Genomic DNA, 24,078 nt, shown 5'->3' on the forward strand with positions numbered 1-24,078 from the left:
CGTGTCTTCAACACCACACCCGGACCTGGCCGACAACGGCCATGTCGATTTCCGCGCCGTTCAGGCCACGCCACAGTTCCAGGAGCTGCGGAAGACCCACCGCAGCTTCGTCTTTCCGTGGACCGTGGTCTTCATCGTCTGGTACTTCCTGTACGTCATCCTCGCGGCCTACGCCCCTGAGTTCATGTCCATCAAGGTCCTCGGCAACATCAATCTGGGACTGGTGATCGGGCTCCTGCAATTCGTCTCGACCTTCGTCATCACCGGGCTCTACGTGGCCTTCTCCAACAAGAAGCTGGATCCGCGGTCCACGGACATCCGGGAAGAACTCGAAGCTCTGGACCCGAGCATCGCCAACCAGAGCCTCTCCGGCTCCGGTGAACCGATCGATAAGCCGACCGACGGAGTCCAGAAGTGAATATCCTTCCCATCCTGACGGCCAACGCCGAGGGCACCAACGTCGGCGAGCCGTGGCTCAACATCCTGATCTTCGGCCTCTTCGTCGCGATCACCCTCATCATCGTCCTGCGGGCTTCCAAGAACACCAAGACCGCGGCCGACTACTACGCCGGCGGCCGGTCCTTCACCGGTACCCAGAACGGCACCGCGATCGCCGGAGACTACCTCTCGGCAGCATCCTTCCTCGGCATCGTGGGAGCCATCGCCATCAACGGCTATGACGGTTTCCTCTATTCGATCGGTTTCCTCGTGGCGTGGCTCGTCGCCTTGCTTCTGGTGGCCGAGCTGCTGCGCAACACCGGCAAGTTCACCATGGCGGACGTGCTGTCCTTCCGCCTCCGGCAACGGCCGGTCCGCATCGCGGCGGCGCTCGCCACCCTGATGGTCTGCCTCTTCTACCTGCTGGCCCAGATGGCCGGCGCCGGAGCGCTCGTCTCCCTGCTGCTGGGCATCGATGAGCGGCTGGGCCAGTCCGTGGTCATCGCGATTGTGGGCGCGTTGATGATCGTCTACGTGCTCGTAGGCGGCATGAAGGGCACCACCTGGGTCCAGATCATCAAGGCCTGCCTGCTGATCGCCGGTGCCTTCATCATGACCATCTGGGTCCTGGCCCTGTTCGGCTTCAACTTCTCCGCCCTGCTCGGTGCGGCCGTGGAACTCAGCCCGGAGGGTGAGGCCATCCTCGACCCGGGCCTGCAGTACGGCCTCAGCGAGGTCACCAAGCTCGACTTCCTGTCCCTGGGCCTGGCCCTCGTGCTCGGCACCGCGGGCCTGCCCCATGTGCTGATGCGCTTCTACACGGTGCCGACGGCCAAGGAGGCCCGCAAGTCCGTGGTCTGGGCGATCGTGCTGATCGGCGCCTTCTACCTGTTCACCCTGGTGCTGGGCTACGGCGCCGGCGCCCTCATCGGCCCGGAACGGATCGAGAACGCGCCGGGCGGCGTCAACTCGGCGGCACCGCTGCTGGCGTTCGAACTCGGCGGACCGCTGTTGCTGGGGCTGATCTCGGCCGTCGCCTTCGCGACCATCCTGGCGGTGGTAGCCGGCCTGACGATCACTGCGGCTGCCTCGTTCGCGCATGACATCTACGCGAACGTCCTGGCCAAGGGCAAGACCAGTCCGGAGAAGGAGGTCAAGATCGCCCGCCGCACCGTGGTGGTCATCGGCATCCTGGCGATTATCGGCGGCATCGGCGCCCAGGGCCAGAACGTGGCCTTCCTGGTGGCACTCGCCTTCGCGGTCGCCGCGTCCGCCAACCTGCCCACCATTCTGTACTCGCTGTTCTGGAAGGGCTTCACCACCCAGGGCGCGTTGTGGTCGATGTACGGCGGCCTGGGTGCCGCGATCGTGCTGATCGTCTTCTCCCCGGTCATGTCCGGCACCGAGACGTCCATGATCGTCGGCGTCGACTTCGCCTGGTTCCCGCTGAAGAACCCCGGCATCGTCTCCATCCCGCTCGCCTTCCTTCTCGGATTCATCGGATCCAAGCTGGACAAGCGCACCGAGAGCCCGGAGAAGCAGGCCGAGATGGAGGTGCGCTCCTTGACCGGTATCGGTGCCGAGAAGGCGGTGGACCACTAACCCCACCGGGGACCTTCCCGGTCCTTGACCCCCCCCAGCGTTGTGCGGGCAGAGAGAGACGGTACGCGTCGTACCGTCTATCTCTGCCCGCTAATGCTTTAAGGCTCAGAGGGGTGCAGGCACCTCCCAGATCGTCCGGCCATAATGGACCGGTGACTTCCGAACCGCTTTACCTGCCCGACGCCGGCCCCACCAGCATCCGCCGGGTCACCCTGATCGGTTCCACCGGCTCGATCGGGACCCAGGGACTCGAGGTCATCGCCTCGGCTCCGGAGCGATTCACGGTCGCCGGGCTATCCGGCGGATCCAATACCGCCCTCCTGGCGAGGCAGGCCGTGGCCACCTGCGCCGGCGCGGTCGGCAGCGCCACCGCCACCACGGGGGAGCTCGCCGAGGCCATCGCCGCAGCGGCCCAGCAGGCCGGGGCGCCCACGCCCTCCCCAGAGTTGTTCTCCGGGCCCACCGCGGCGGCCGAGGTCGCCGCCTGGGAGGGCGCCGACGTCGTACTCAACGGGATCACCGGGTCCATCGGTCTGGCACCCACGCTCGCGGCGCTGCAGGCCGGCCACCTGCTCGCGCTGGCCAACAAGGAATCGCTCATCGTCGGCGGGGCCCTCGTCAAGCAGGCCGCCGCTCCGGGCCAACTCGTCCCGGTCGACTCGGAGCACTCCGCCCTCGCCCAGGCCCTGCGCTCCGGGGCCACGGAGGAGGTCCGGCGCCTGGTGGTCACCGCCTCGGGCGGGCCCTTCCGCGGCCGGACGCGGGACCAGCTCGCCGGGGTCACCCCGGCCGAGGCCCTGGCGCACCCCACCTGGGACATGGGCAAGGTGGTCACCACCAACTCGGCCTCCATGGTCAACAAGGCCCTCGAGGTGATCGAGGCCCACCTGCTCTTCGACCTTCCGCTGGACCGGATCGACGTGGTCGTCCACCCGCAGTCGATCGTCCACTCGATGGTCGAGTTCACCGACGGCTCCACGATCGCCCAGGCCTCTCCGCCGGACATGCGCCTGCCCATCGCCCTCGGCATCGGCTGGCCCCACCGCGTGCCCGGCTCCGCCGCCGGCCTGGACTGGACGCGGGCCGCGACGTGGACCTTCGAACCTCTCGACGAGGACGCCTTCCCCGCGGTGCGGCTGGCCAAGGAGGCGGCCGGCGCCTCCACCACGCACATGGCCGTCTACAACGCCGCGAACGAGGAGGCCGTGGAGGCCTTCCACACCGGCCGGATCGGCTTCACCGAGATCGTGGACACCGTTCGCGCCGTCGTGGAGGACTATGACCCGGACGTCGTGCTGGCCGGCCAGGACCTGAGCGTCGAGGCGCTCGCGGCCGCCGAACAGTGGGCCCGCACCGCAGCACAGGCGCGGTGGTGACGGTGGAGATCCTCTGGTTCATCGTCGGCGTCCTCGCCGTGGCCGTCGGCATCGCCCTGTCGATCGCCCTGCACGAGGTCGGCCACCTGGTGCCCGCCAAGCTTTTCGGCGTCCGCGTCACGCAGTACATGGTCGGCTTCGGCCCCACCGTGTTCTCCCGCAAGAAGGGGGAGACCGAGTATGGGGTGAAGGCCATCCCGCTGGGCGGCTACGTCTCCATGGTCGGGATGTACCCTCCGGAGCACCCTGAACAGGGCGAACGGCCGCGCAGTGCCAGCACCGGCCTGTTCCAGCAGATGGCCTCCGACGCCCGTCAGATGTCCGCCGAGGAATTGCAGCCGGGAGACGAGAAGCGCACCTTCATCTCGCTGCCGGTGTGGAAGCGGATCATCATCATGCTCGGCGGGCCGTTCATGAACCTCGTCATCGCGTTCGCCCTGACGGCCATCCTCGTGACCACCACGGGCGTGGCCACCGCCACGACCACCGTCTCCGAGGTGTTCAAGTGCGTGCTCCCGGCCGCCGTCCAGCAGGAGCGGGCCGCCGCCGGCGAGGCAACCGGGCAGGACGGCACGGAGGCCTGCCGGCCTGGCGACCCGGCCGCACCGGCCTTCGAGGCCGGACTGGAACCGGGGGACACCATCACCGCCTTCAACGGCCGCCCGGTGGACGACTGGGATGAGCTGTCCTCCGCCATCCGCGAGCGGGCCGGTGAGCCCACGGCCATCACCTGGGAACGTGACGGTGCCGAACAGTCCGGGACCATCACCCCGAAGCTCACCGAGCGGCCGGTCGCCGATTCCAGCGGCCGCGCGCAGACCAACCCGGACGGCAGCACCCAGACGGAGGACGTCGGCTTCGTCGGCATGGGCTCCGAGGTCCAGAACGTGCCGCAGCCGATCACCGAGACCTTCCCGGTGATGGGTCAGCAGCTGAAGGCGACCGCCGACGTGGTGGTGGTGCTGCCCGTGAAGCTCTGGGAGACCGCCGTCGCCGTCTTCGGCCCGGAGGAACGCGATCCCAACGGGCCGATGTCCGTGGTGGGAGTGGGCCGCATCGCCGGTGAGGCCGCCGCCCTGGAGGACGTGCCGCTGGCGGACAAGGCCTCCCTGCTGCTCTCCCTGGTGGGCGGTGTCAACGTGGCCCTGATGGTGTTCAACCTCATCCCCCTGCTGCCATTGGACGGCGGTCACGTGGCCGGGGCACTGTGGGAGGCCCTCCGCCGCGGGTGGGCCAAGTTGACCCGGCGCCGGGATCCCGGGGTCTTCGACATCGCCAAGCTGCTGCCGCTGACCTACGTGGTCGGGATCGCCCTGCTCGGCATGGGCCTGTTGCTGATCGTGGCGGACATCGTGGATCCCATCCGGATCTTCTAGTCGGAGCGGACGGAGGTGTCGCGCAACCTCTGGACCGGAGAGGTGTCCTACGCTGGCCCCATGGCTGAACCACAGAAGATCTTCGCCGTCCAGTACAACTACGTCCCCGGGCTGGGTGACCAGCGTGACGTGCACCGCGCCGCCCACCGTGAGTTCCTGGGCTCTCTGGGCACCGCCATGGTGGCCGCCGGCGCCTACGTGGATGATCCGACGGCGGCCCTGCTGCTCGTCAAGTCCGATGCGGCTGAGAGCGTCCGGGACCTGCTGGCCGGGGACCCCTTCCAGCAGCACGGCCTGATCTCCTCCACCGATGTCCACGAGTGGTCGTGCGCGGTCGGTGACCAGGCTGCCGCCCTCCGCGGGAACGGGGCCTGAGTATCGAACGCCGCCGCGTCCTGACGTCCCTGGCCGGAATCACCGCCGCCGGTGCTGTCGCGGCCCTGACCGCCTGCACCCCCAGCCCGCAACCGGGCGCCGGTGGGCCGGCGGGCTCGGGCTCGGCGACGCCGTCGGGCACTCCGACCCCGAGCCCCACGCCCACTCCCACCCCGACGCCGGAGCTTCCCGGCGGGGGTACCACCCTGTTCCCGGGCCGCCGCATGGTGGCGCTGTACGGCACGCCCGGCACCGGCTCCCTGGGCATGCTGGGTGAGCAGGACGTGGACGAGGCCCTGGAGCGGGCCGCCGCCCTGGCCGCGGACTACCAGCCCTTCAGTGAGGAGCCGGTGATCCCGGCCTTCGAGATCATCTCCACCGTGGCGACCTCGTCTCGGGGACCCACGGGGGACTACACCTCCTACGTGGACCGGGATCAGCTGGCCGAGTGGGTCGAGGCCGCTGGAAAGGCGGACACCTACGTGGTCCTGGACCTGCAACCGGGAACCCAGGACTTCACCACCCAGGCCCAGGCCTTCGAGGAACTGTTGCTGCTCCCGCACGTGGGGCTGGCGCTGGACCCGGAATGGCGGCTGCAGCCCGGCCAGCGGCACATGGAGCAGATCGGGCAGGTCTCCGCCGCGGAGGTCAACGAGACCACCGCCTGGCTGGCGGAGCTCGTGGCGGAGCACGATCTGCCGGAGAAGCTCGTGATCCTGCACCAGTTCCAGGCCCGGATGATCCCGGACCGGCAGGACGTGGAGGCCCGGGACGGGCTGGCGCTCATGGTGCACGCGGACGGGAACGGGTCCGCGGAACAAAAGCAGGGGACGTGGCGTTCGCTGAAGAAGGACCTGCCGTCCGGGATGCGTCTGGGGTGGAAGAACTTCATCGACGAGGACTCGCCGACCTTCACCCCGGAGCGGACCATGACGGAGGTCTCACCCCAGCCCTGGTTCGTCTCGTACCAGTAGACTGGGGTGAACGGAACCCCCGTACCCCGATCAGCCCCACAGGAGTTGTCAGTGCCCGTCAGTCTTGGCATGCCCGCCGCACCACCGCCCGTCCTGGCACCTCGCCGCAAGACGAGGCAGTTGCAGGTGGGACGAGTGGGCGTGGGCTCCGATCACCAGGTCTCGGTCCAGACGATGACCACCACGAAGACGCATGACATCGGCGCCACGCTCCAGCAGATCGCCGAGCTCACCGCGGCCGGCTGTGACATCGTCCGGGTGGCCTGCCCCACGGACAAGGACGCCGAGGCGCTCAAGGTGATCGCGCAGCAGTCCACCATCCCCGTGATCGCGGACATCCACTTCCAGCCGAAGTACGTGTTCGCGGCGATCGAGGCCGGTTGCGGTGCCGTGCGCGTGAACCCCGGAAACATCCGGAAGTTCGACGACCAGGTCAAGGAGATCGCCCAGGCCGCCTCGGACCACGGCACCTCCATCCGGATCGGCGTCAACGCGGGTTCGCTGCATCCCGACCTGCTCAAGAAGTACGGCAAGGCCACCCCGGAGGCGCTCGTCGAGTCCGCCGTGTGGGAGGCCTCCCTGTTCGAGGAGCACGGCTTCCGTGACTTCAAGATCTCCGTCAAGCACAACGACCCGGTGATCATGGCCCGCGCCTACGAACTGCTGGCCGAACAGGGCGACTGGCCGCTGCACCTCGGCGTCACCGAGGCCGGGCCCGCCTTCCAGGGCACCATCAAGTCCGCCAGCGCCTTCGGCTATCTCCTCGGCAAGGGCATCGGTGACACGATCCGCGTCTCCCTGTCCGCCCCGCCGGTCGAGGAGGTCAAGGTCGGGCTGCAGATCCTGCAGTCCCTGAACCTGCGCGAGCGCCGCCTGGACATCGTCTCCTGCCCCTCCTGCGGCCGCGCCCAGGTGGACGTGTACTCCCTGGCCGAAGAGGTCACCGAGGGCCTGAAGGACCTCACGGTCCCGCTGCGCGTGGCCGTCATGGGTTGCGTGGTCAACGGGCCCGGGGAGGCCCGTGAGGCCGATCTCGGCGTGGCCTCCGGCAACGGGAAGGGCCAGATCTTCATCAAGGGCGAGGTCGTCAAGACGGTGCCGGAGGACGAGATCGTGGAGACGCTGCTGTTCGAGGCCCGTCGGATCGCCGCCGAGTCCGGCCTGGAGGAAAGCAGCGAGGGTACCGATGGTCAGAATCCTGTCCAGGGCTCGCCCGTGGTCACCGTCTCCTGACGACGCCGTCCGCCGGGCCACCGGCGGGGCCGTCCGGGTCCTGAACCACGCCGACACCACGGCGCTCACGGCCCTGGCCGCCGCCGACCCGGTGGCGAATTGCTTCGTGGAGTCCATCCTCGAGAAGGGCCGCGACGCGACGCCGGCCCGGTCCGGGGGACCCCTCTTCCTCGGCATCTTCACCCAGGCCACCCCCGTGACCGCCGGTCGCCCGGCCGAGCTGGAGGCTGCCTGCTGGGTGGGCGCCAACGTGGTCCCCGTCGGTGCTACCGCCGAGGCCGGCGCCCTCTTCGGGGTGGCGCTCACCGCCCTGCACCGCCGCTTCGCCTCCGTCTACGGTCCGCGCGAGGCGGTGCTGCCCCTCTGGGACGAGCTGTCCCGGGGACCGCAACGCGCCCGCCAGATCCGGGACGACCAGCCCCTCATGGTCCTGCGCGGCCGTCCCGCGGTGGAGCCCTCGCCCCGCGTCCGTCCAGCCGGCCCCGAGGAGTTCCCCGTGGTGCTGCCGGCCTGCGTGGCGATGTTCGAGGAGGAACTCGGCTTCTCGCCCCTGCAGAACGGGGCGGTGCAGTACCGGTTGCGGGTGGAGGACCTGATCCGCAACGGCTGGTCCCTGGTGGATCTCGATGACGCCGGCCGGGTCCGCTTCAAGGCCGATCTCGGCGTGGTCTCCGCCAGCTGCACGCAGATCCAGGGGGTGTGGGTCGAACCGAGTCAGCGCGGACAGGGCCTGGCCGCACCGTCCGTGGCCGCCGTGACGGAGTACGCCCGGCAGACGGCACCCCTGGTGAGCCTCTACGTCAACGGCTTCAACACCGCAGCCCTGCGCACCTACCGCACCGTGGGGTTCGAACAGGTCGGCACCTTCGCCACGGTCTTGTTGTAGGCTCCGCGATCCTGTGCTCCGGGCCTGGGCGCTTGACCTATGCTTTTCCTAGCTCCTGTCCGTCCGACCAGCCCGTGCGGCCCGGCGTTGACGGAGCCACCAGGACCAGCTATGAGGGGACAGGACATGAACCGCCAGAACACCCGATTCCGTGCCGCGACGCTGCCGTCGATCGTGGGCATGGGACTGCTCACCCTCTCCCTGGCCGCCTGCGGCGGCTCCGGAGATGAGGGAGAGTCCAGCGCTCCGGCCAGCAGCGCCGCCTCCGATGAGGCCAGCGTGTCCGCCACGCCGTCAGCCACGGAGGACGCCACGGCGGATGCCTCCGCCACCGCATCCTCGGACGCCACCGGCCTGGACCAGCAGGTCGAGGAGGCGTTGATGACCGTCCTCGGTGAAGGGGCCACCATCCTGACCGGTGAGCAGTTGGAGCAGGCCACCCAGGAATCGCAGGGCCTGACCGAGGACATGACGGTGACCCCGGAGGAGTGCTTCGACGCTGGCCAGGCCGCCTCGGGCGAGCTGGCTGAAGGAGTCGAGAACATCGGTGGCCTGAGTATGGACCTCAGCGATGCCACCATGCCGTCCACGGACATCCTGATGGTCACGACCTTCCCCTCTGCCGATGCGGCGGCGCAGTCTCTGGAAGCGACGCAGGCGCAGTCCGAGGACTGCTCCGAATTCACCGTGGAGATGGGTGACGCCATGTCCATGGAGATGAGCCTCGAGGTCCAGCCCGTGGAGGTGCAGGCCGACGGCTCGTTCGCCATGACCAGCACCACGACTGTCGCCCTCAGTGGCGCCACCCTGCCGCCCGGCGCCGAGTCCACGACCGCCACCACGGTGGTCGTCCAGGACGATGACCGCCTGATCACCTATTCGGGGACCGGCGGCGGTGACGGGGTCGTGCCCGTCGAGGACGGTGTGACCCTCGTCGAGGACCTGCGCACCGAACTCGACGGCTGAGACCCCTCCCCGGCGAGGCATCCTCGGCCAGCAGACCACCACACGTCCACCAGCACCCCAGCTAGTCCAGCAACCACCGATCGGAGCCCTCGTGCCCCTGCGCATGTCCACCCTGTTCCTCCGCACCCTGCGTGACGACCCGGCCGACGCCGAGGTGGCCAGCCACAGGCTGCTCGTCCGCGCCGGCTACATCCGGCGTTCCGGCCCGGGGGCCTACACGTGGCTGCCGCTGGGGCTGCGCGTGAAGAACCGGGTCGAGCAGATCGTGCGCGAGGAGATGGACGCGATCGGCGGTCAGGAGGTCCAGTTCCCGGCCCTGCTGCCCAAGGAGCCCTACGAGGCCACCGGCCGCTGGGAGGAGTACGGTGACGCGCTGTTCCGCGTCCAGGACCGCAAGGGGGCGGACTTCCTGCTGGCCCCCACGCATGAGGAGATGTTCACCCTCCTGGTCAAGGACCACTACTCCTCCTACAAGGACCTGCCGACGTACCTGTACCAGATCCAGACCAAGTTCCGGGATGAGGCCCGTCCGCGCGCCGGCCTGCTGCGCGTGCGTGAGTTCATCATGAAGGACTCCTACTCCTTCACCGTGGACGACGCCGGCCTGGACCAGGCCTACGCCGACCACCGCGGGGCCTACCTGCGGATCTTCGACCGCCTGGGCCTGGCCGTCGTCCCCGTCCAGGCCCAGGCGGGGGCCATGGGCGGCTCACGCTCCGAGGAGTTCCTGCACCCCTCACCGATCGGTGAGGACACCTTCGTGGAGTCCGACGCCGGCTTCCGCGCCAACGTCGAGGCCGTCACCACGGTGCCCCCTGCGGCCCTGGACGAGGCCGCGATCGCGGCCCTGCCGGCCGCCGAGGTCAAGGACACCCCGGACTCCACCACGATTGCGGCCCTCGTGGACGTCGCGAATCAGCTCGCACCGCGCGGCGAGGGCGGCTCCTGGACCGCCGCAGACACCCTCAAGTGCGTGGTGCTCACGGCCGTGCTGAACGGCAACGAGCGCCGCCAGTTCATCGTGGCCGTCCCCGGCGACCGGGATGTGGATCTCAAGCGCCTCGAGGCCGGCATCGGCGAGCTGCTCGAGGTGGCCGGGGAACCCGGTGTCGAGCAGGCCACCGAGGCGGACCTCGCCCGGCATCCGTCCCTGGTCAAGGGCTACATCGGTCCCAACAACGAATCCGGCCTGCCGTTCTTCGTGGACCCGCGCATCGTCACCGGCACCGCCTGGATCACCGGTGCCAACGCCCTGCAACAGCATGTCTTCGGGCTGGTGGCCGGGCGAGACTTCCAGTGGGACGGCGTCATCGAGGCCACCGAGGTACGGGACGGCGACCCGGCCCCGGACGGCTCCGGCCCGCTGCGCACCCGTCGAGGCATCGAGATGGGGCACATCTTCCAGCTCGGCCGCAAGTACGCCGAAGCCCTCGACCTCAAGGTCCTGGACCAGAACGGCAAGCAGGTCGTGGTGACCATGGGTTCCTACGGCATCGGCGTCACCCGCGCTGTCGCCGCCCTGGCCGAGTCCCACCACGATCAGAAGGGACTGGCGTGGCCGCGCGCCATCGCCCCCGCGGACGTGCATGTGGTGGCCACCGGAAAGGGTGAGGAGATCTTCGCCGCCGCGGAGCAGCTCGTCGGCGACCTCGAGGCCCAGGGTCTGACCGTGCTCTACGACGACCGCAAGAAGGTCTCGGCCGGCGTGAAGTTCTCGGACGTCGAGCTCATCGGCATTCCCACTTCCGTGGTCGTCGGCCGCGGCCTCGCCGACGGCGTGGTCGAGGTCAAGGACCGGGCCACGGGCGAGGCGCAGTCCGTCGAGGTCGCCGGCGCCGCAGCCGCGATCGCCGGCCTCGTCCGCTCCGCCTAGGCCGTCGGCAACATGGAGGCACGGCCGTGCTGACCGGCCTCGAGGACATCACCGCGGCCACCCTCGTGATGGTCCTCCTGGCCGGTCTCGCGGCCGGGTGGATCGATGCGGTGGTGGGCGGGGGCGGACTGCTCCAGCTGCCCGTGCTGCTCATGGTCCCGGGCATCACCCCGGTCCAGGCGCTGGCCACGAACAAGCTGGGCTCCGTCTTCGGGACCACCACCAGCGCCATCACCTACTACCGGCGCATCCACCCGGACCTGAGCACCGCCCTGCCCATGGCGGTGGTCGCCCTGGGAGGCAGCTTCGGCGGGGCGATCGTCGCCACGCTGCTGCCGGCCGAGATCATCAAACCCGTCATCCTGCTGGCCCTGGTCGGCGTGGCCGTCTTCACGGCGGCCAGGCCCCAGCTGGGCCGTGACACGGGACTACGCTACTCCGGCCGGCGCCACCTCGCGGTGGCCCTGGTCATCGGCCTGGTGATCGGCTTCTACGACGGCGTCCTCGGCCCGGGCACCGGGACGTTCCTGGTGATCTCGCTGGTGGCAGTCCTCGGCTACACCTTCCTGCAGGGCTCGGCGCAGGCCAAGATCGTGAACCTGTTCACCAACCTCGGCGCCATCGCCTTCTTCCTGCCCTCCGGCCACATCCTCCTCGGCCTGGGCCTCGTCCTGGGGGTGGCCAACATGATCGGCGGCTACCTCGGGGCCCGGATGGCCATCCGGCGCGGCTCGGGCTTCATCCGGATCGTGTTCCTCGTGGTGGTGTTCGTCCTGATCGTCAAACTCGGTTACGACTTTGTTGCCGACTGGGCTTGAATGGATCCATGCACGACGCCACCGAACACGCCATCGAACACCCTGAACGCACCCCCCTGGCCGCGCTGGTCGCGCCCGCCGTCGAGTCCACCGGCCTGCACTTCGAGGCGGCCACGGTCGAGGGTGAGCCAGGTCAGTTGATCCTGAAAGTCATCGTGGACCACGCCGACGGCACCGCCGGGCTGGACCTGGACGAGGTCGCCGAGGTGGCCCAGGCCATCTCCACCGCGCTCGATGCGGCGGGGTCCGATCTGCCGGAGCTCAGGGCCGAGCCGTACCAGCTCGAGGTGTCCTCTCCGGGCGTCGATCGTCCGTTGACCGAGCCGCGGCACTGGCGCCGCAACGTCGGTCGTCTGGTCTCGGTCGAGGTCCTGCCCGACGACGGCCCGTCGCCCGCACCGGCCAGCTCGCCCACCACTTCGCCCACCACTTCGCCCACCACTTCGCCCACCACTTCGCCCACCGCCTCACCTGCCGCCTCACCCATCCCCTCGACCGAGGCGTCCGCTCTGGCGCCGGCCGGTCGGCTGACCGGGCGCATCCAGTCCGCCGACGAGGCCGGCGTCGTGCTGGTGCCGGTCAAGCCGGGGGCGAAGAAGGGGATGCCCGCGAAGATCGGCGATCCGGTCCGGCACGCCTACCACCGCCTGGGACCGGCCACGGTGCAGGTAGAGTTGACCCGCGGTGGCGGAAGTGCTGCCGAAGAAGAACTGAATTCGGAGGCCTGAGTGGACATCGACATGAGCGCCCTGCGGATGCTGGAGACCGAGCGTGAGATCCCACTGGACCGCCTCGTGCCCACCATCGAACAGGCTTTGGTGGTTGCGTACCACAAGTCGCCCGGCGCCCTGTCCCGGGCCCGCGCGGAGATCGACCGCAAATCCGGCCATGTGACCATCTGGGCCACCGAGATCGACGAGGACGGCCAGTCGGTCGGCGAGTTCGACGACACCCCGCAGGGCTTCGGCCGGATCGCCGCGTCCACGGCCCGGCAGATCATCCTCCAGCGACTGCGTGACGCCGAGGACGACAACATCCTGGGCCAGTTCAAGGGCCGCGAGGGCGAGATCATCTCCGGGCTGATCCAGCAGGGCACCAATCCGCACATGATCCAGGTGAACCTGGGCTCGGTCGAAGCCGTCCTGCCGCCGCCGGAGCAGGTCCCCGGAGAGGACTACTCCCACGGCCAGCGTCTGCGCGCCTACGTGGTGGACGTGCACCGTGGGCTCAAGGGCCCTTCGATCACGCTCTCTCGCTCCCATCCAGGGCTGGTCCGCAAGCTGTTCGAATTGGAGGTCCCCGAGATCGCCGACGGCTCCGTGGAGATCCTTGCCCTCGCCCGCGAGGCCGGACACCGGACCAAGATGGCCGTCAAGGCCACCAAGGCCGGCATCAACGCCAAGGGTGCCTGCATCGGTGAGATGGGCTCCCGCGTCCGCGCCGTGATGAGCGAGCTGAACGACGAGAAGATCGACATCGTCGACTTCAGCGAGAGTCCCGCCGCCTTCATCTCCTCCGCCTTGTCCCCGGCGCGGGTCAGCTCCGTGGAGATCGTGGACGAGGCCACCCGGTCGGCCCGCGTGGTCGTTCCTCGAGACGTGCTCTCGCTGGCCATCGGCAAGGAGGGGCAGAACGCCCGTCTGGCCGCCAAGCTGACCGGCTGGCGGATCGACATCTCCGGCGAGGAGGCCTGAGCCCGGTCCGGTGGCCGCCACCTGCTGGCCCATCGGACCGACTGAGGTAGACTGGCCAGGTCCATTTCCATTTCCTTGACGGAACAGGCTCCTCCATGCAGGCACACACTCCGGTGCGCACCTGCGTCGGGTGCCGGGGGAAAGAGGACCACACCAAGCTGGTGCGCCTGGCGCTGGAGGAGGTCACGAGTCCCGGACTCGTGGTTCCCGACTGGCGCCGGCGCAAGCCGGGCCGAGGGGCCTGGATCCACCCGGATCACGCTTGCCTGCAGGCCGCCCTGAAGAGGGGCGCATTCAACCGGGCCTTCCGAGGCCGTGTGGATGCGACCTCCCTGGCCGGACTGTTCGCCGGGCATCCGAATGCACCGGTGTTGAAGACCGAGAACGAAAGCGGGTCAGAGATCTGATGGAAACCCGATGAGCACCACACGATGAGTGCCCAACGATGAACACCACCCGTCATTACGGTCCGCTTGACACGGCCTGGGGGAGCTGAGGCTCCCCTCAAGGCCACGACGCGGACCAGAACAGGAGAACCGTGGCTAAGGTCCGCGTCCACGAGCTCGCCAAAGAGCTCGGCATTTCATCCAAGGAGGCCCTGAACAAGCTTCAGGACATGGGCGAATTCGTTCGTTCCGCCTCCTCGACCATCGAACCCCCGGTGGTCAAGAAGCTGCGTTCCGCCTATGCGGACGCCGCACCGAAGACTCCCTCCAAGCCGGCCACCGCCAAGCCTGCGGCAGCCGCTCCGGCACCGGCCGCCCCCGCGGCCGAGAAGCCGTCTGCTCCGGCCACCCCGGCCGCGGAGAAGCCGGCAGCTCCGGCCGCCGCGAAGCCGGGCGCACCGGCACCGGCACCGGCACCGGCTGCCCCCGCGGCTGAGAAGCCGTCTGCTCCGGCACCGGCCGTGCCTGCGGCCGAGAAGCCGGCTGCTCCCGCCGCGCCGGCCACCCCGGCAGCATCGACGGAGGCTCCCGCCCCGGCGGAGTCGGCTGCACCAGCCTCTCCGTCCGCGCCGAAGCCGGCCACCCCGGCCCGCCCGGGTGCCCCGAAGCCGGGCGGCACCAAGCCGGCCGCCCCGCGGCCCGGCAACAACCCGTTCACCTCCAAGCAGTCCGCGCCCCGCGCAGACGAGCGTGGCGGCGAACGCTCGGGTGGCCCGCGTCCCGGCGGCCCCCGCCCCGGTGGCCCGCGTCCCGGCAACAACCCCTTCGCTCCCAAGCAGGGCATGCGTTCGGGCCGTCCGGATGCTGGTGAGCGTGCCGGCGGTCCCCGCCCTGGTGGTCCGCGTCCGGCAGCCGCCGGCGCGGGTGCCGGTGCCCCCCGTCCGGGTGGCGCACGCCCCAGCCCGAACATGATGCCGGGCCATATCAACAAGCCGCAGCCGGCCTCCGCCCGTCCGGGTGGCCGTGGACGTCCCGGTGGCGGCCCCGGGGGCGCTCCCGGCGGCGGGACCGGTGGCGGCCCGCGTGGTGGCCGTCCCACCAGCCGCGGCGGCACCCAGGGTGCCTTCGGCCGCGGTGGCCCCGGTGGCCGCAAGCAGCGCAAGTCGAAGCGCGCGAAGCGTCAGGAACTGGAACAGAAGTCGGCACCGTCGGTCGGCGGCGTCTCCGTCCCGCGCGGTGACGGCACCACGCAGCTCCGCCTGCGCCGCGGCTCGTCCCTGAGTGACTTCGCCGAGAAGATCAATGCGGATCCGGCCTCGCTGGTGACCGTGCTCTTCCACCTGGGCGAGATGGCGAACGCCAACCAGTCCCTGGACGAGGAGACGTTCCGCGTGCTCGGGGAGGAACTCGGCTACCAGATCGAGATCGTCTCCCCGGAGGACGAGGACAAGGAGCTCCTCGAGGCCTTCGACATCGACCTCGACGCCGAGGAAGAGGCGGAGACCGAGGACGACCTCGAGAAGCGCCCGGCCGTCGTGACCGTCATGGGCCACGTGGACCACGGCAAGACCCGACTGCTGGACGCCATCCGCTCCACCAAGGTCATCGAGGGTGAGGCCGGTGGCATCACCCAGCACATCGGTGCCTACCAGGTGGACTTCCAGCACGGCGAGACGGACCGCAGCCTGACCTTCATCGATACCCCGGGCCACGAGGCGTTCACCGCCATGCGTGCCCGTGGTGCCAAGGTCACGGACATCGCGGTGCTCGTGGTGGCCGCTGATGACGGCGTCATGCCGCAGACCGTCGAGGCTCTGAACCACGCCAAGGCGGCCGGCGTGCCGATCGTGGTCGCAGTCAACAAGATCGACAAGCCCGAGGCCTCCCCGGAAAAGATCCGCGGTCAGCTCGCCGAGTACGGCCTGGTCCCCGAGGAGTACGGCGGCGACACGATGTTCGTGGACGTCTCCGCCCGGAACAACCTGAACATCGAGGAGCTGCTCTCGGCCATCCTGCTCACCGCGGACGCCGCGCTGGAGCTCACCGCCAACCCGAACAAGGGTGCCCGCGGTGTGGCCATCGAGGCGAACCTGGACAAGGGCCGCGGCGCCGTTGTCACGGTGCTCGTGCAGTCCGGCACGCTCCGCGTCGGGGACACCATGGTGGTGGGCCACGGCCACGGCCGCGTCCGCGCCATGTTCGACGACGACGGCACCACCGTGACCGAGGCGCCGCCGTCGCGTCCGGTCCAGGTGCTGGGTCTGTCCTCCGTGCCGCGCGCCGGCGACACCTTCCTGGTGACCGAGGACGACCGCACCGCCCGCCAGATCGCTGAGAAGCGCGAAGCCGCCGATCGCAACGCCATGCTGGCCAAGCGCCGCAAGCGGATCTCCCTGGAGAACTTCGACCAGGCCGTGGCCGAGGGCAAGATCGACACCCTCAACCTCATCATCAAGGGCGACGCCTCCGGCGCCGTGGAGGCCCTCGAGGACTCCCTGCTCGAGATCGAGGTCGGCGCCGAGGTGCAGCTGCGCGTCATCCACCGTGGCGTGGGTGCCATCACGCAGAACGACGTCAACCTGGCCACCGTGGACAACGCCATCATCATCGGCTTCAACGTCCGCCCGGCCGAGCGCGTGACCGATCTGGCCGACAAGGAGGGCGTGGACATGCGCTTCTACTCGGTGATCTATGACGCGCTCGATGACATCGAGAGCGCGCTCAAGGGCATGCTCAAGCCGGAGTACGAAGAGGTCCAGCTGGGTACCGCGGAGGTCCGCGAGGTCTTCCGGTCCTCCAAGTGGGGCAGCATCGCCGGCTCGCTGGTCCGTTCCGGGCTCATCCGCCGCAACGCCTCGGCCCGCCTCGTGCGGGACGGCAACGTGGTGGCGGACAAGCTCAAGATCGAGTCGCTGCGCCGGTTCAAGGACGATGCCACCGAGGTCCGCGAGGGCTACGAGTGCGGTATCGGCCTGGGTGGCTTCAACGACATCAAGGACGGCGACATCATCGAGACCTTCGAGATGCAGGAGAAGCCGCGCGTCTGAGTTGACGCGCCGGCCGATCTTCCCAAGGAGAAAGGACGGTCCCATGGTGGATCAGGCACGTGCGGCCCGGTTGGCCCAACGGATCAAGGTCCTGGTCGCCGAGGCCCTGCGCAAGCGGGTCAAGGACGACCGGGCCGAGGCCATCACCCTCACCGAGGTGCGGGTGACCAACGACCTCCAGCACGCCACCGTGTACTACACGGTGCTCGGTGACGCCACGGCGGCCGAGGGCGCCCGGGAGGTCCTCGAGGCCCACCAGGGCGCCATCCGGCACGAGGTCGGGCGACAGCTGACCATCCGGCTGGTGCCGACCCTGGATTTCGTGGCCGACGAGGTCCCGGAAACCGCGGCGCACCTCGAGGAGGTGCTCGCCCAGGCCAGGGAGCGCGACGCAGAACTGGCCCGGTTGCGGGAGAACGCCTCCTTCGCCGGTGAGCCCGACCCGTACAAGAAGGACGGCGAGGACAGCGGGAACGAGGACGCGGCCCGTTGACCAGTTCTTCCAGACAGTCCCGGGGCCGGGAGCTGCCCGAGGGCGCTCCCGGCAACCAGGCCTCCGGCCTGGTGCTCGTGGACAAGCCGGCCGGCTGGACCTCCCATGACGTAGTCGGGAAGGTCCGCCGGCTGGCCGGCACCCGCAAGGTCGGTCATGCTGGAACGCTGGATCCGATGGCCACCGGCCTGCTGGTGGTCGGTTTCAACAAGGCCACCCGACTGCTGACGGCGATCACGGGGACGGACAAGACGTACCTGGCGACAGTCCGGCTCGGGGTCTCCACCGTGACGGACGACGCCGAGGGCGATGTGCTGCAGACGCGGCTCGCGAACGCGGTCACCCCGGAACGGGTGGACGCCGCCGTGGCCGATCTCACGGGGGACATCCTGCAGATCCCCTCGGCCGTGTCCGCCATCAAGGTGGACGGGCAACGCGCCTATCACCGGGTGCGCGCCGGCGAGGACGTGCGCCTCGAGGCCCGGCCCGTCACGGTCCGCCGCTTCGAGGTCACCGATTACCGGCGAGCCGAGGATGGCACCACCGTGGACCTCGACGTCGAGGTGGACTGCACCTCCGGGACCTATATCCGTGCCCTTGCCAGGGACCTGGGGGAGGCCCTCGAGACCGGCGGCCACCTGACGGCCTTGCGGCGCACCGCCGTCGGGCCCTTCTCCGTGACCGATGCCGTGACCCTCGAGGACCTGGCGGTGCGATTCACCTCCACCGAGCTCTCCGCGGCCGCGGCCGGGCTGTTCCCCGTGCGCCGGCTGACCGGTGAGGAGGCCTCTGAGCTGTCCTTCGGGCGGCGCATCGAGGCCACCGGCACCGAGGGGATGCTGGCCGCGCAGGCGCCGGACGGCACCGTCGTCGCCCTGATCTCCGACCAAGCGCGCCAGGGCCGCCCGGAGGCACTCTCCGCCAAGCCCGAGATCGTCTTCGCGCCGGCCCAAGCGCCGGCCCCAGCGCCAGGCCAAGCGCCCGCCCAGGACGGCGGGCTGACGTGACCGAGGTGGCGACCGACGGCTGGTTCTGGGCCGGCACCGCCTTGTGTGCCGTCTCCCTGGTGATCTGCGTGGTGATGACCTTCATCCGCACCTTCCCGGACGACTTCTCCATCCTCTCCGTGGCCGCGGTCGAACTCTTCCTGATCGTCTACGGCGTGGGGGCGATCTTCCGCCAGACCGGAGGCGAGCCCCTCCAGGGGGAGCTCTGGGAGTTCTGGGGCTATGTCCTGACGGCCCTGGTGGTCTCCCTGGTTGCGGTGGTGTGGGCCGTCACGGACAAGACCCGCTGGTCCAACCTGGTGATGGCCGCCGTGGGGCCGACGATCTTCGTGATGTTATACAGACTGCAGGTGATCTGGTTTGGCTGAGGCCGAGAACAACAGGAACAACGTGCCCCGGCGAAACCAGGGGCTCGGCCGCATCTTGGTGATGGTCTACGCCGTGTTCGCCCTGTCCTCCTTCGCACGGTCGATCTTCCAGATCGCCACGCACTTCGAGCAGGCACCGCTGGCCTACCTGCTGTCCGCCTTCGCCGCCGCCGTATACATCGTCGCCACGCTGTCCCTGGCCCGTTCCGGACGCACGGCCTGGTACGTCTCGGTCGTGGCGGTGGGCATCGAACTGGTGGGAGTGGTCGGGGTCGGGCTCTGGACCCTCCTGGACCCGCAGCTGTTCGCCGATGACACCGTGTGGAGCCGCTTCGGCGCCGGGTACGGGTACATCCCCCTGATCCTGCCGATCCTGGGCCTGGCCTGGCTGCTGGGACACCGCCCTCGCGTCGAAGTGGAAAGCCGCCCCTGAGGGGGTGGATAATCGAGTCATGATCCGGAGTGGAGGGACTGCATGCACTATTGGGACGGCCTAGCCGCCGTACCGGAGAATCCCGCACCCTCCGTGGTCACCATCGGAAACTTCGACGGGGTGCACCGTGGCCACCTCCAGGTCCTCGACCAGGTCGTCTCCGCCGCGCGCGGTTCCGGGGCGACCTCCGTGGCCATCACCTTCGACCCCCACCCCCGCGTGGTGCATCGGCCCAATGACCTCCAGGAGGCCATCACCGGTTACGAGGAGAAGGCCCGGTTGATCGAGCAGGCCGGCATCGACGCGATGCTGGTCATCCACTACACCCTCGAGTTCGCCCATCAGAGTCCCGAGGAGTTCGTCAAGAACGTGATCGTGGACGCCGTCAACGCCTCGGCGGTGGTGGTGGGCCGGGACGTCCGCTTCGGCTACCGCAACTCCGGTGACTTCGGCACCATGGTGGAACTCGGCCGCACGTACGGCTTCGACGTCATCGATGTGGCCGATTTCGGTGAGGACCGCCGCTGCTCCTCCACCTGGATCCGCGAATCGCTGCGAGAGGGCCAGGTCCGCGAGGCCGCCGGTGTGCTGGGCCGCAACCACCGCGTGCACGGCGAGGTCGTCCACGGCTTCGCCCGGGGTCGCGAGCTGGGCTTCCCCACCGCCAACCTCTCGGACGAGGTCCAGGGCATGATCCCCGCCGACGGCGTCTACGCCGGCTGGCTCTTCGACGAGGCGCACCGCTGCTGGCCCGTCGCCATCTCGATCGGCTCCAATCCGACCTTCGAGGGCGTGTCCCGGGTGGTCGAGGCCCATGTCATCGACCGGCCGCAGGAACAGGTCGAGGACTTCGACCTGTACGGCCAGTTCGTCACGGTCGAATTCGTGGAACGGCTGCGCGGCATGGTCGCGTTCGAAGGCATCCCCAAGCTCGTCGAGCAGATGACCCAGGACGTCGACCGCACGCGCGAGGTCCTGGCCGCGGTCCCGGCGGACCCCCGTCCGTGACCGTCGGGTGATACCCCCGGTGACACGTCCCGTCCCGAACCGGCCCGGCGGGGACCCGCGCCTCGACAGCGCCTCCCGCCAGAGCCTCGGGGCCGCCTTCGCCACCGGGGGAGAGCACTACCACGCGGTGCGGCCCTCCTACCCGGCACAGACCGTCGACTTCATGATCCCGCCCGGCGCCCGCACCGCCGTGGACCTCGGCGCCGGCACCGGCCTCTTCACCCGGCTGCTGGCGGACCGGGGGCTCGAGGTCACCGCCGTGGACCCCTCGGCCTCCATGCTGGCACCGCTGCGGCGCGCGGTGCCCTCCGCCGCCGTCGTGCAGGCCGCCGCGGAGCACACGGGACTGGAGTCCGGCGGTTTCGACCTGGTCACGAGCGCGCAGGCGTGGCACTGGATCGACCCGGACGCCGGCTCGGCGGAAGCCGCTCGGCTGTTGCGCCCCGGCGGGACGCTGGCCCTGGTGTGGAACCAACTGGACACCTCCGTGCCCTGGGTCCACCGGCTCACCCGCATCATGCATGCCGGGGACGTCCATGCGGCCGGCTCCGGCCGGCCACAGCGGCGCACGCGCGCGCCCTTCGGAGCAGAGGAGCACCACGAGGTGCACTGGACGGACCGCACGACGCCGGCCGGCCTCCACGCGCTCATGGCGTCCCGTTCGTATTGGCTCCGCTCGGGGGAGCCCATCCGAGCGAGGATGACGGCCAATCTCGAGTGGTACCTGCACGAGCACCTGGGATTCGCCCCGGACGAGGCGATCGAACTGCCGTACCTGACGTTCGCGCTGCGCACGCGGCGCGGCTGACGGCACCCGGACTGCTAGACTGGGTTGTTGGTGCCCGCTGCAGTCCGCGGTGGCGGGATCCACCGTTTATGATCGCGGCACAACTCATAAGGAGTTCGCGTGGCACTCGACCCCGCCGTCAAGCAGGACATCATGAAGGAATACGCCACCCACGAGGGCGACACCGGTTCTCCGGAAGTGCAGGTTGCTGTGCTGTCCCGTCGCATCTTGGACCTGACGGAACACCTGAAGTCCCACAAGCACGACCACCACACCCGCCGCGGCCTGATGGCCCTGGTCGGTCGCCGTCGTCGTATGCTCGGGTACCTTGAGCGCACTGACATCGAGCGCTACCGCTCGCTGATCGGGCGCCTCGGCCTGCGTAAGTGACCTCTTGACTTCAGGCGGCGTCCCGCGTGTGGGGTTTCCCCCTTCGGGTCGCCGCCTTTAGTCTGGTCCGGGAGGGTCACCCGATGTGACCGTCCCTGCTGTACACCAGTCAGCACACCCAACAAGCCCGTCAGCGTCCATCCATTCGCGGTCCTCGACAGTGGCTTCCGGAATCTCACGACCATCGTGTCCGAGCGTCCGGAGGCTTCGATCGAAGACCGGGTGGTGACGCGGCGGGCCGCGAAGAAAGGACACCCACCCATGGAGGGTCCCGAAATCAAGTTCGCCGAAGCCGTCATCGACAACGGCACTTACGGCCAGCGCGTCGTGCGCTTCGAAACCGGCCGTCTGGCCCAGCAGGCCGCCGGCGCGGCCATGGTCTACATCGACGAGGAGACCTCGATGCTGTCGGCCACGACCGTCGGCAAGTCCCCGCGTGAAGGCTTCGACTTCTTCCCGCTGACCGTGGACGTCGAGGAGCGCATGTACGCTGCCGGCCGCATCCCCGGTTCGTTCTTCCGCCGTGAAGGCCGCCCGTCCACGGACGCCGTCCTCACCTGCCGCCTGATCGACCGCCCGCTGCGTCCCGCGTTCACCAAGGGCATCCGCAACGAGGTCCAGGTCGTCGTGACCGTCACCTCGATCGCCCCGGACGAGGTCTACGACACGGTGGCCATCAACGCCGCCTCGATGTCCACCCAGCTCTCCGGCCTGCCGTTCTCGGGCCCGATCGGCGGCGTGCGCGTGGCCCTGATCGACGACGGCGCCGGCAACCGCCAGTGGGTCGCCTTCCCGAAGCACTCCCAGCTCAAGGACGCCGTGTTCAACATGGCCGTGGCCGGCCGTGTGGCCGGTGACGACATCGCCGTGATGATGGTCGAGGCCGAGGCAACTCCGGACTCCTGGAACCTGATCAAGGAACAGGGAGCCACCGCTCCGACCGAGGAGATCGTGGCCGAGGGCCTCGAGGCCGCCAAGCCCTTCATCAAGGCCCTCTGCGACGCCCAGGCCGACCTGGCCCAGCGTGCCGCCAAGGCGCCGGTCGACGTGCCGATCTTCAAGGACTACGAGGACGACGCGTACGAGGCCGTGGAGCAGTTCGCCGGTGCCCGCCTGCAGGAGATCTACTCGATCGCCGACAAGCTGGAGCGCCAGAACACCGATGACGCCTACCGCGCCGAGGTCGTCGAGGCCCTGGCCGGGGAGGGCACCCAGTTCGAGCAGCGCCGCGGTGAGATCTCCAAAGCCTACGGTGCCGTGACCAAGAAGGCCGTGCGCCAGCAGATCCTGACCAACCAGGTCCGCATCGACGGCCGTGGCCTCACGGACATCCGCAAGCTGACCGCCGAGGTGGAGGTCCTGCCGCGCGTGCACGGTTCGGCCATCTTCGAGCGCGGCGAGACCCAGATCATGGGTGTCACCACGCTGAACATGCTGAAGATGGAACAGCAGATCGACTCGCTGGCCCCGGAGACGCGCAAGCGCTACCTGCACCACTACAACTTCCCGCCGTACTCCGTTGGCGAGACCGGCCGCGTGGGCTCGCCGAAGCGCCGCGAGATCGGCCACGGTGCCCTCGCCGAGCGTGCCATAGTCCCGGTGCTGCCGTCCCGCGAGGAGTTCCCCTACGCGATCCGCCAGGTCTCCGAGGCCCTGGGCTCCAACGGTTCCACGTCCATGGGCTCCGTCTGCGCCTCCACCCTGTCGATGCTGAACGCCGGTGTGCCCCTGAAGGCCGCCGTGGCCGGAATCGCCATGGGCCTGGTCTCGGACACCGTGGACGGTCAGACCCGCTACGCCGCCCTGACGGACATCCTGGGCGCCGAGGATGCCTTCGGCGACATGGACTTCAAGGTGGCCGGCACCTCCGAGTTCGTCACCGCGATCCAGCTGGACACCAAGCTCGACGGGATCCCGGCCTCCGTGCTGGCCGCCGCGCTGACCCAGGCCCGTGAGGCCCGCCTGCACATCCTGGGTGTCCTGAATGCCGCGATCGATGCCCCGGACGAGATGAGCCAGTACGCACCGCGCATCATCGCCGTCAAGATCCCGGTGGACAAGATCGGTGCGGTCATCGGCCCCAAGGGCGCCATGATCAACCAGATCCAGGACGACACGGGTGCGGACATCTCCATCGAGGACGACGGCACCGTGCTGATCGGCGCCACCGAGGGATCGGCAGCCGAGGCCGCCCGTTCCGCGGTCAACGCCATCGCCAACCCGCAGGTCCCCGAGGTCGGTGAGCGCTACCTCGGCACCGTGGTGAAGCTGACCACCTTCGGCGCGTTCGTGTCCCTCACCCCGGGCAAGGACGGTCTGCTGCACATCTCCGAACTGCGCAAGATCAACGAGGGCAAGCGCGTCGAGGACGTCGAGGACGTCGTCGAGGTCGGCCAGAAGATCCAGGTCGAGATCACCAAGATCGACGACCGCGGCAAGCTGTCCCTGGCTCCCGTGGTCGAGGGCGGCGAGTCCGAGGACAGCGAATCGGATGCCGAGGGTGGCGCCGAGGAGCCCGAGGAGAACTGATCTCCCGCTGATCGCCTGA

At 69.3% G+C, this 24,078-nt stretch carries 23 protein-coding genes; all 23 read left to right on the forward strand.

From position 1 onward, the window contains the following. Position 1: 1 nt before the first annotated feature. The 23 genes from C8E99_RS01575 (at position 2) to C8E99_RS01680 (ending at position 24,059) form a co-directional block, all read left to right on the forward strand. Entirely contained in the window at positions 2 to 418 is a 417-nt protein-coding gene (locus C8E99_RS01575) for a DUF485 domain-containing protein (protein ID WP_115930800.1), read from the forward strand. Then, positions 415 to 2,040, forward strand: coding sequence for a solute symporter family protein (locus tag C8E99_RS01580; RefSeq protein ID WP_211308968.1), 1,626 nt, complete (start codon positions 415 to 417; stop codon positions 2,038 to 2,040). The genes C8E99_RS01575 and C8E99_RS01580 overlap by 4 nt, the downstream gene beginning before the upstream one ends. 152 nt (positions 2,041 to 2,192) lie before the next feature. After that, entirely contained in the window at positions 2,193 to 3,416 is a 1,224-nt protein-coding gene (gene dxr, locus C8E99_RS01585) for a 1-deoxy-D-xylulose-5-phosphate reductoisomerase (RefSeq protein WP_115930801.1), read from the forward strand. Next, complete coding sequence (locus tag C8E99_RS01590) at positions 3,410 to 4,792, forward strand: M50 family metallopeptidase (RefSeq protein WP_115933133.1); 1,383 nt, start codon at positions 3,410 to 3,412, stop codon at positions 4,790 to 4,792. The genes dxr and C8E99_RS01590 overlap by 7 nt, the downstream gene beginning before the upstream one ends. Before the next feature lie 60 nt (positions 4,793 to 4,852). Further along, positions 4,853 to 5,167, forward strand: coding sequence for a YciI family protein (locus tag C8E99_RS01595; RefSeq protein WP_147301152.1), 315 nt, complete (start codon positions 4,853 to 4,855; stop codon positions 5,165 to 5,167). Positions 5,168 to 5,391: 224 nt separating this feature from the next. Continuing rightward, positions 5,392 to 6,141 carry a hypothetical protein gene (locus tag C8E99_RS15825; RefSeq protein WP_170144503.1) on the forward strand — a complete coding sequence of 250 codons (750 nt, stop codon included), beginning with the start codon at positions 5,392 to 5,394 and terminating at the stop codon, positions 6,139 to 6,141. A gap of 69 nt (positions 6,142 to 6,210) precedes the next feature. Continuing rightward, entirely contained in the window at positions 6,211 to 7,374 is a 1,164-nt protein-coding gene (gene ispG / locus C8E99_RS01600; protein ID WP_115930803.1) for a flavodoxin-dependent (E)-4-hydroxy-3-methylbut-2-enyl-diphosphate synthase, read from the forward strand. Further along, positions 7,328 to 8,260 (forward strand): GNAT family N-acetyltransferase, encoded by a 933-nt coding sequence (locus tag C8E99_RS01605; RefSeq protein WP_115930804.1) that lies wholly within the window; start codon positions 7,328 to 7,330, stop codon positions 8,258 to 8,260. The genes ispG and C8E99_RS01605 overlap by 47 nt, the downstream gene beginning before the upstream one ends. 126 nt (positions 8,261 to 8,386) lie before the next feature. After that, positions 8,387 to 9,226, forward strand: coding sequence for a hypothetical protein (locus tag C8E99_RS01610; RefSeq protein WP_147301153.1), 840 nt, complete (start codon positions 8,387 to 8,389; stop codon positions 9,224 to 9,226). A 91-nt stretch (positions 9,227 to 9,317) separates the two neighbouring features. After that, the gene (locus C8E99_RS01615) at positions 9,318 to 11,099 is read left to right on the forward strand and encodes a proline--tRNA ligase (protein WP_115930807.1); all 1,782 of its coding nucleotides are present in this window, start codon (positions 9,318 to 9,320) and stop codon (positions 11,097 to 11,099) included. A gap of 26 nt (positions 11,100 to 11,125) precedes the next feature. Beyond that, positions 11,126 to 11,917: a sulfite exporter TauE/SafE family protein gene (locus C8E99_RS01620; RefSeq protein ID WP_115930809.1), complete on the forward strand. Its 792-nt coding sequence runs from the start codon at positions 11,126 to 11,128 to the stop codon at positions 11,915 to 11,917. An 8-nt stretch (positions 11,918 to 11,925) separates the two neighbouring features. Further along, positions 11,926 to 12,645, forward strand: coding sequence for a ribosome maturation factor RimP (locus tag C8E99_RS01625; RefSeq protein WP_115930810.1), 720 nt, complete (start codon positions 11,926 to 11,928; stop codon positions 12,643 to 12,645). Next, entirely contained in the window at positions 12,646 to 13,611 is a 966-nt protein-coding gene (gene nusA, locus C8E99_RS01630) for a transcription termination factor NusA (protein WP_115930812.1), read from the forward strand. A 95-nt stretch (positions 13,612 to 13,706) separates the two neighbouring features. After that, positions 13,707 to 14,018, forward strand: a complete 312-nt coding sequence (locus C8E99_RS01635; protein ID WP_115930814.1) for a YlxR family protein — start codon at positions 13,707 to 13,709, stop codon at positions 14,016 to 14,018. Positions 14,019 to 14,149: 131 nt separating this feature from the next. Continuing rightward, entirely contained in the window at positions 14,150 to 17,044 is a 2,895-nt protein-coding gene (infB, locus tag C8E99_RS01640; RefSeq protein WP_115930815.1) for a translation initiation factor IF-2, read from the forward strand. A 43-nt stretch (positions 17,045 to 17,087) separates the two neighbouring features. Next, entirely contained in the window at positions 17,088 to 17,537 is a 450-nt protein-coding gene (rbfA, locus tag C8E99_RS01645; RefSeq protein WP_115930817.1) for a 30S ribosome-binding factor RbfA, read from the forward strand. Between the two features lie 32 nt (positions 17,538 to 17,569). Then, positions 17,570 to 18,544 carry a tRNA pseudouridine(55) synthase TruB gene (gene truB, locus C8E99_RS01650; RefSeq protein WP_211309079.1) on the forward strand — a complete coding sequence of 325 codons (975 nt, stop codon included), beginning with the start codon at positions 17,570 to 17,572 and terminating at the stop codon, positions 18,542 to 18,544. Positions 18,545 to 18,549: 5 nt separating this feature from the next. Next, complete coding sequence (locus tag C8E99_RS01655; RefSeq protein WP_115933135.1) at positions 18,550 to 18,912, forward strand: hypothetical protein; 363 nt, start codon at positions 18,550 to 18,552, stop codon at positions 18,910 to 18,912. A 61-nt stretch (positions 18,913 to 18,973) separates the two neighbouring features. Then, the gene (locus tag C8E99_RS01660) at positions 18,974 to 19,345 is read left to right on the forward strand and encodes a hypothetical protein (protein WP_115933136.1); all 372 of its coding nucleotides are present in this window, start codon (positions 18,974 to 18,976) and stop codon (positions 19,343 to 19,345) included. Between the two features lie 42 nt (positions 19,346 to 19,387). Continuing rightward, complete coding sequence (locus C8E99_RS01665; RefSeq protein WP_115930818.1) at positions 19,388 to 20,353, forward strand: bifunctional riboflavin kinase/FAD synthetase; 966 nt, start codon at positions 19,388 to 19,390, stop codon at positions 20,351 to 20,353. A 19-nt stretch (positions 20,354 to 20,372) separates the two neighbouring features. Continuing rightward, positions 20,373 to 21,161, forward strand: coding sequence for a class I SAM-dependent methyltransferase (locus C8E99_RS01670; RefSeq protein ID WP_115930820.1), 789 nt, complete (start codon positions 20,373 to 20,375; stop codon positions 21,159 to 21,161). 99 nt (positions 21,162 to 21,260) lie between these two features. Beyond that, positions 21,261 to 21,530 (forward strand): 30S ribosomal protein S15, encoded by a 270-nt coding sequence (gene rpsO / locus C8E99_RS01675; RefSeq protein ID WP_115930821.1) that lies wholly within the window; start codon positions 21,261 to 21,263, stop codon positions 21,528 to 21,530. Positions 21,531 to 21,791: 261 nt separating this feature from the next. After that, a complete protein-coding gene (locus C8E99_RS01680; protein ID WP_115930822.1) occupies positions 21,792 to 24,059 on the forward strand; it encodes a polyribonucleotide nucleotidyltransferase in 2,268 nt (755 codons plus the stop codon). Positions 24,060 to 24,078: the final 19 nt, after the last annotated feature.

This window comes from Citricoccus muralis, from assembly GCF_003386075.1.
GTDB classification, from domain to species: domain Bacteria; phylum Actinomycetota; class Actinomycetes; order Actinomycetales; family Micrococcaceae; genus Citricoccus; species Citricoccus muralis.

Excerpts from the sequence above, each read along its gene's own strand:
- C8E99_RS01595 (WP_147301152.1), top strand. The coding sequence starts at position 4,853 with ATGGCTGAACCACAGAAGATCTTCGCCGTCCAGTACAACTACGTCCCC.
- rbfA (WP_115930817.1), top strand. The coding sequence starts at position 17,088 with ATGGTGGATCAGGCACGTGCGGCCCGGTTGGCCCAACGGATCAAGGTC.
- C8E99_RS15825 (WP_170144503.1), top strand. The coding sequence starts at position 5,392 with ATGGTGGCGCTGTACGGCACGCCCGGCACCGGCTCCCTGGGCATGCTG.
- C8E99_RS01680 (WP_115930822.1), top strand. The coding sequence starts at position 21,792 with ATGGAGGGTCCCGAAATCAAGTTCGCCGAAGCCGTCATCGACAACGGC.
- C8E99_RS01660 (WP_115933136.1), top strand. The coding sequence starts at position 18,974 with ATGGTCTACGCCGTGTTCGCCCTGTCCTCCTTCGCACGGTCGATCTTC.
- C8E99_RS01610 (WP_147301153.1), top strand. The coding sequence starts at position 8,387 with ATGAACCGCCAGAACACCCGATTCCGTGCCGCGACGCTGCCGTCGATC.
- ispG (WP_115930803.1), top strand. The coding sequence starts at position 6,211 with ATGCCCGCCGCACCACCGCCCGTCCTGGCACCTCGCCGCAAGACGAGG.
- C8E99_RS01605 (WP_115930804.1), top strand. The coding sequence starts at position 7,328 with ATGGTCAGAATCCTGTCCAGGGCTCGCCCGTGGTCACCGTCTCCTGAC.
- C8E99_RS01665 (WP_115930818.1), top strand. The coding sequence starts at position 19,388 with ATGCACTATTGGGACGGCCTAGCCGCCGTACCGGAGAATCCCGCACCC.
- C8E99_RS01635 (WP_115930814.1), top strand. The coding sequence starts at position 13,707 with ATGCAGGCACACACTCCGGTGCGCACCTGCGTCGGGTGCCGGGGGAAA.
- C8E99_RS01625 (WP_115930810.1), top strand. The coding sequence starts at position 11,926 with ATGCACGACGCCACCGAACACGCCATCGAACACCCTGAACGCACCCCC.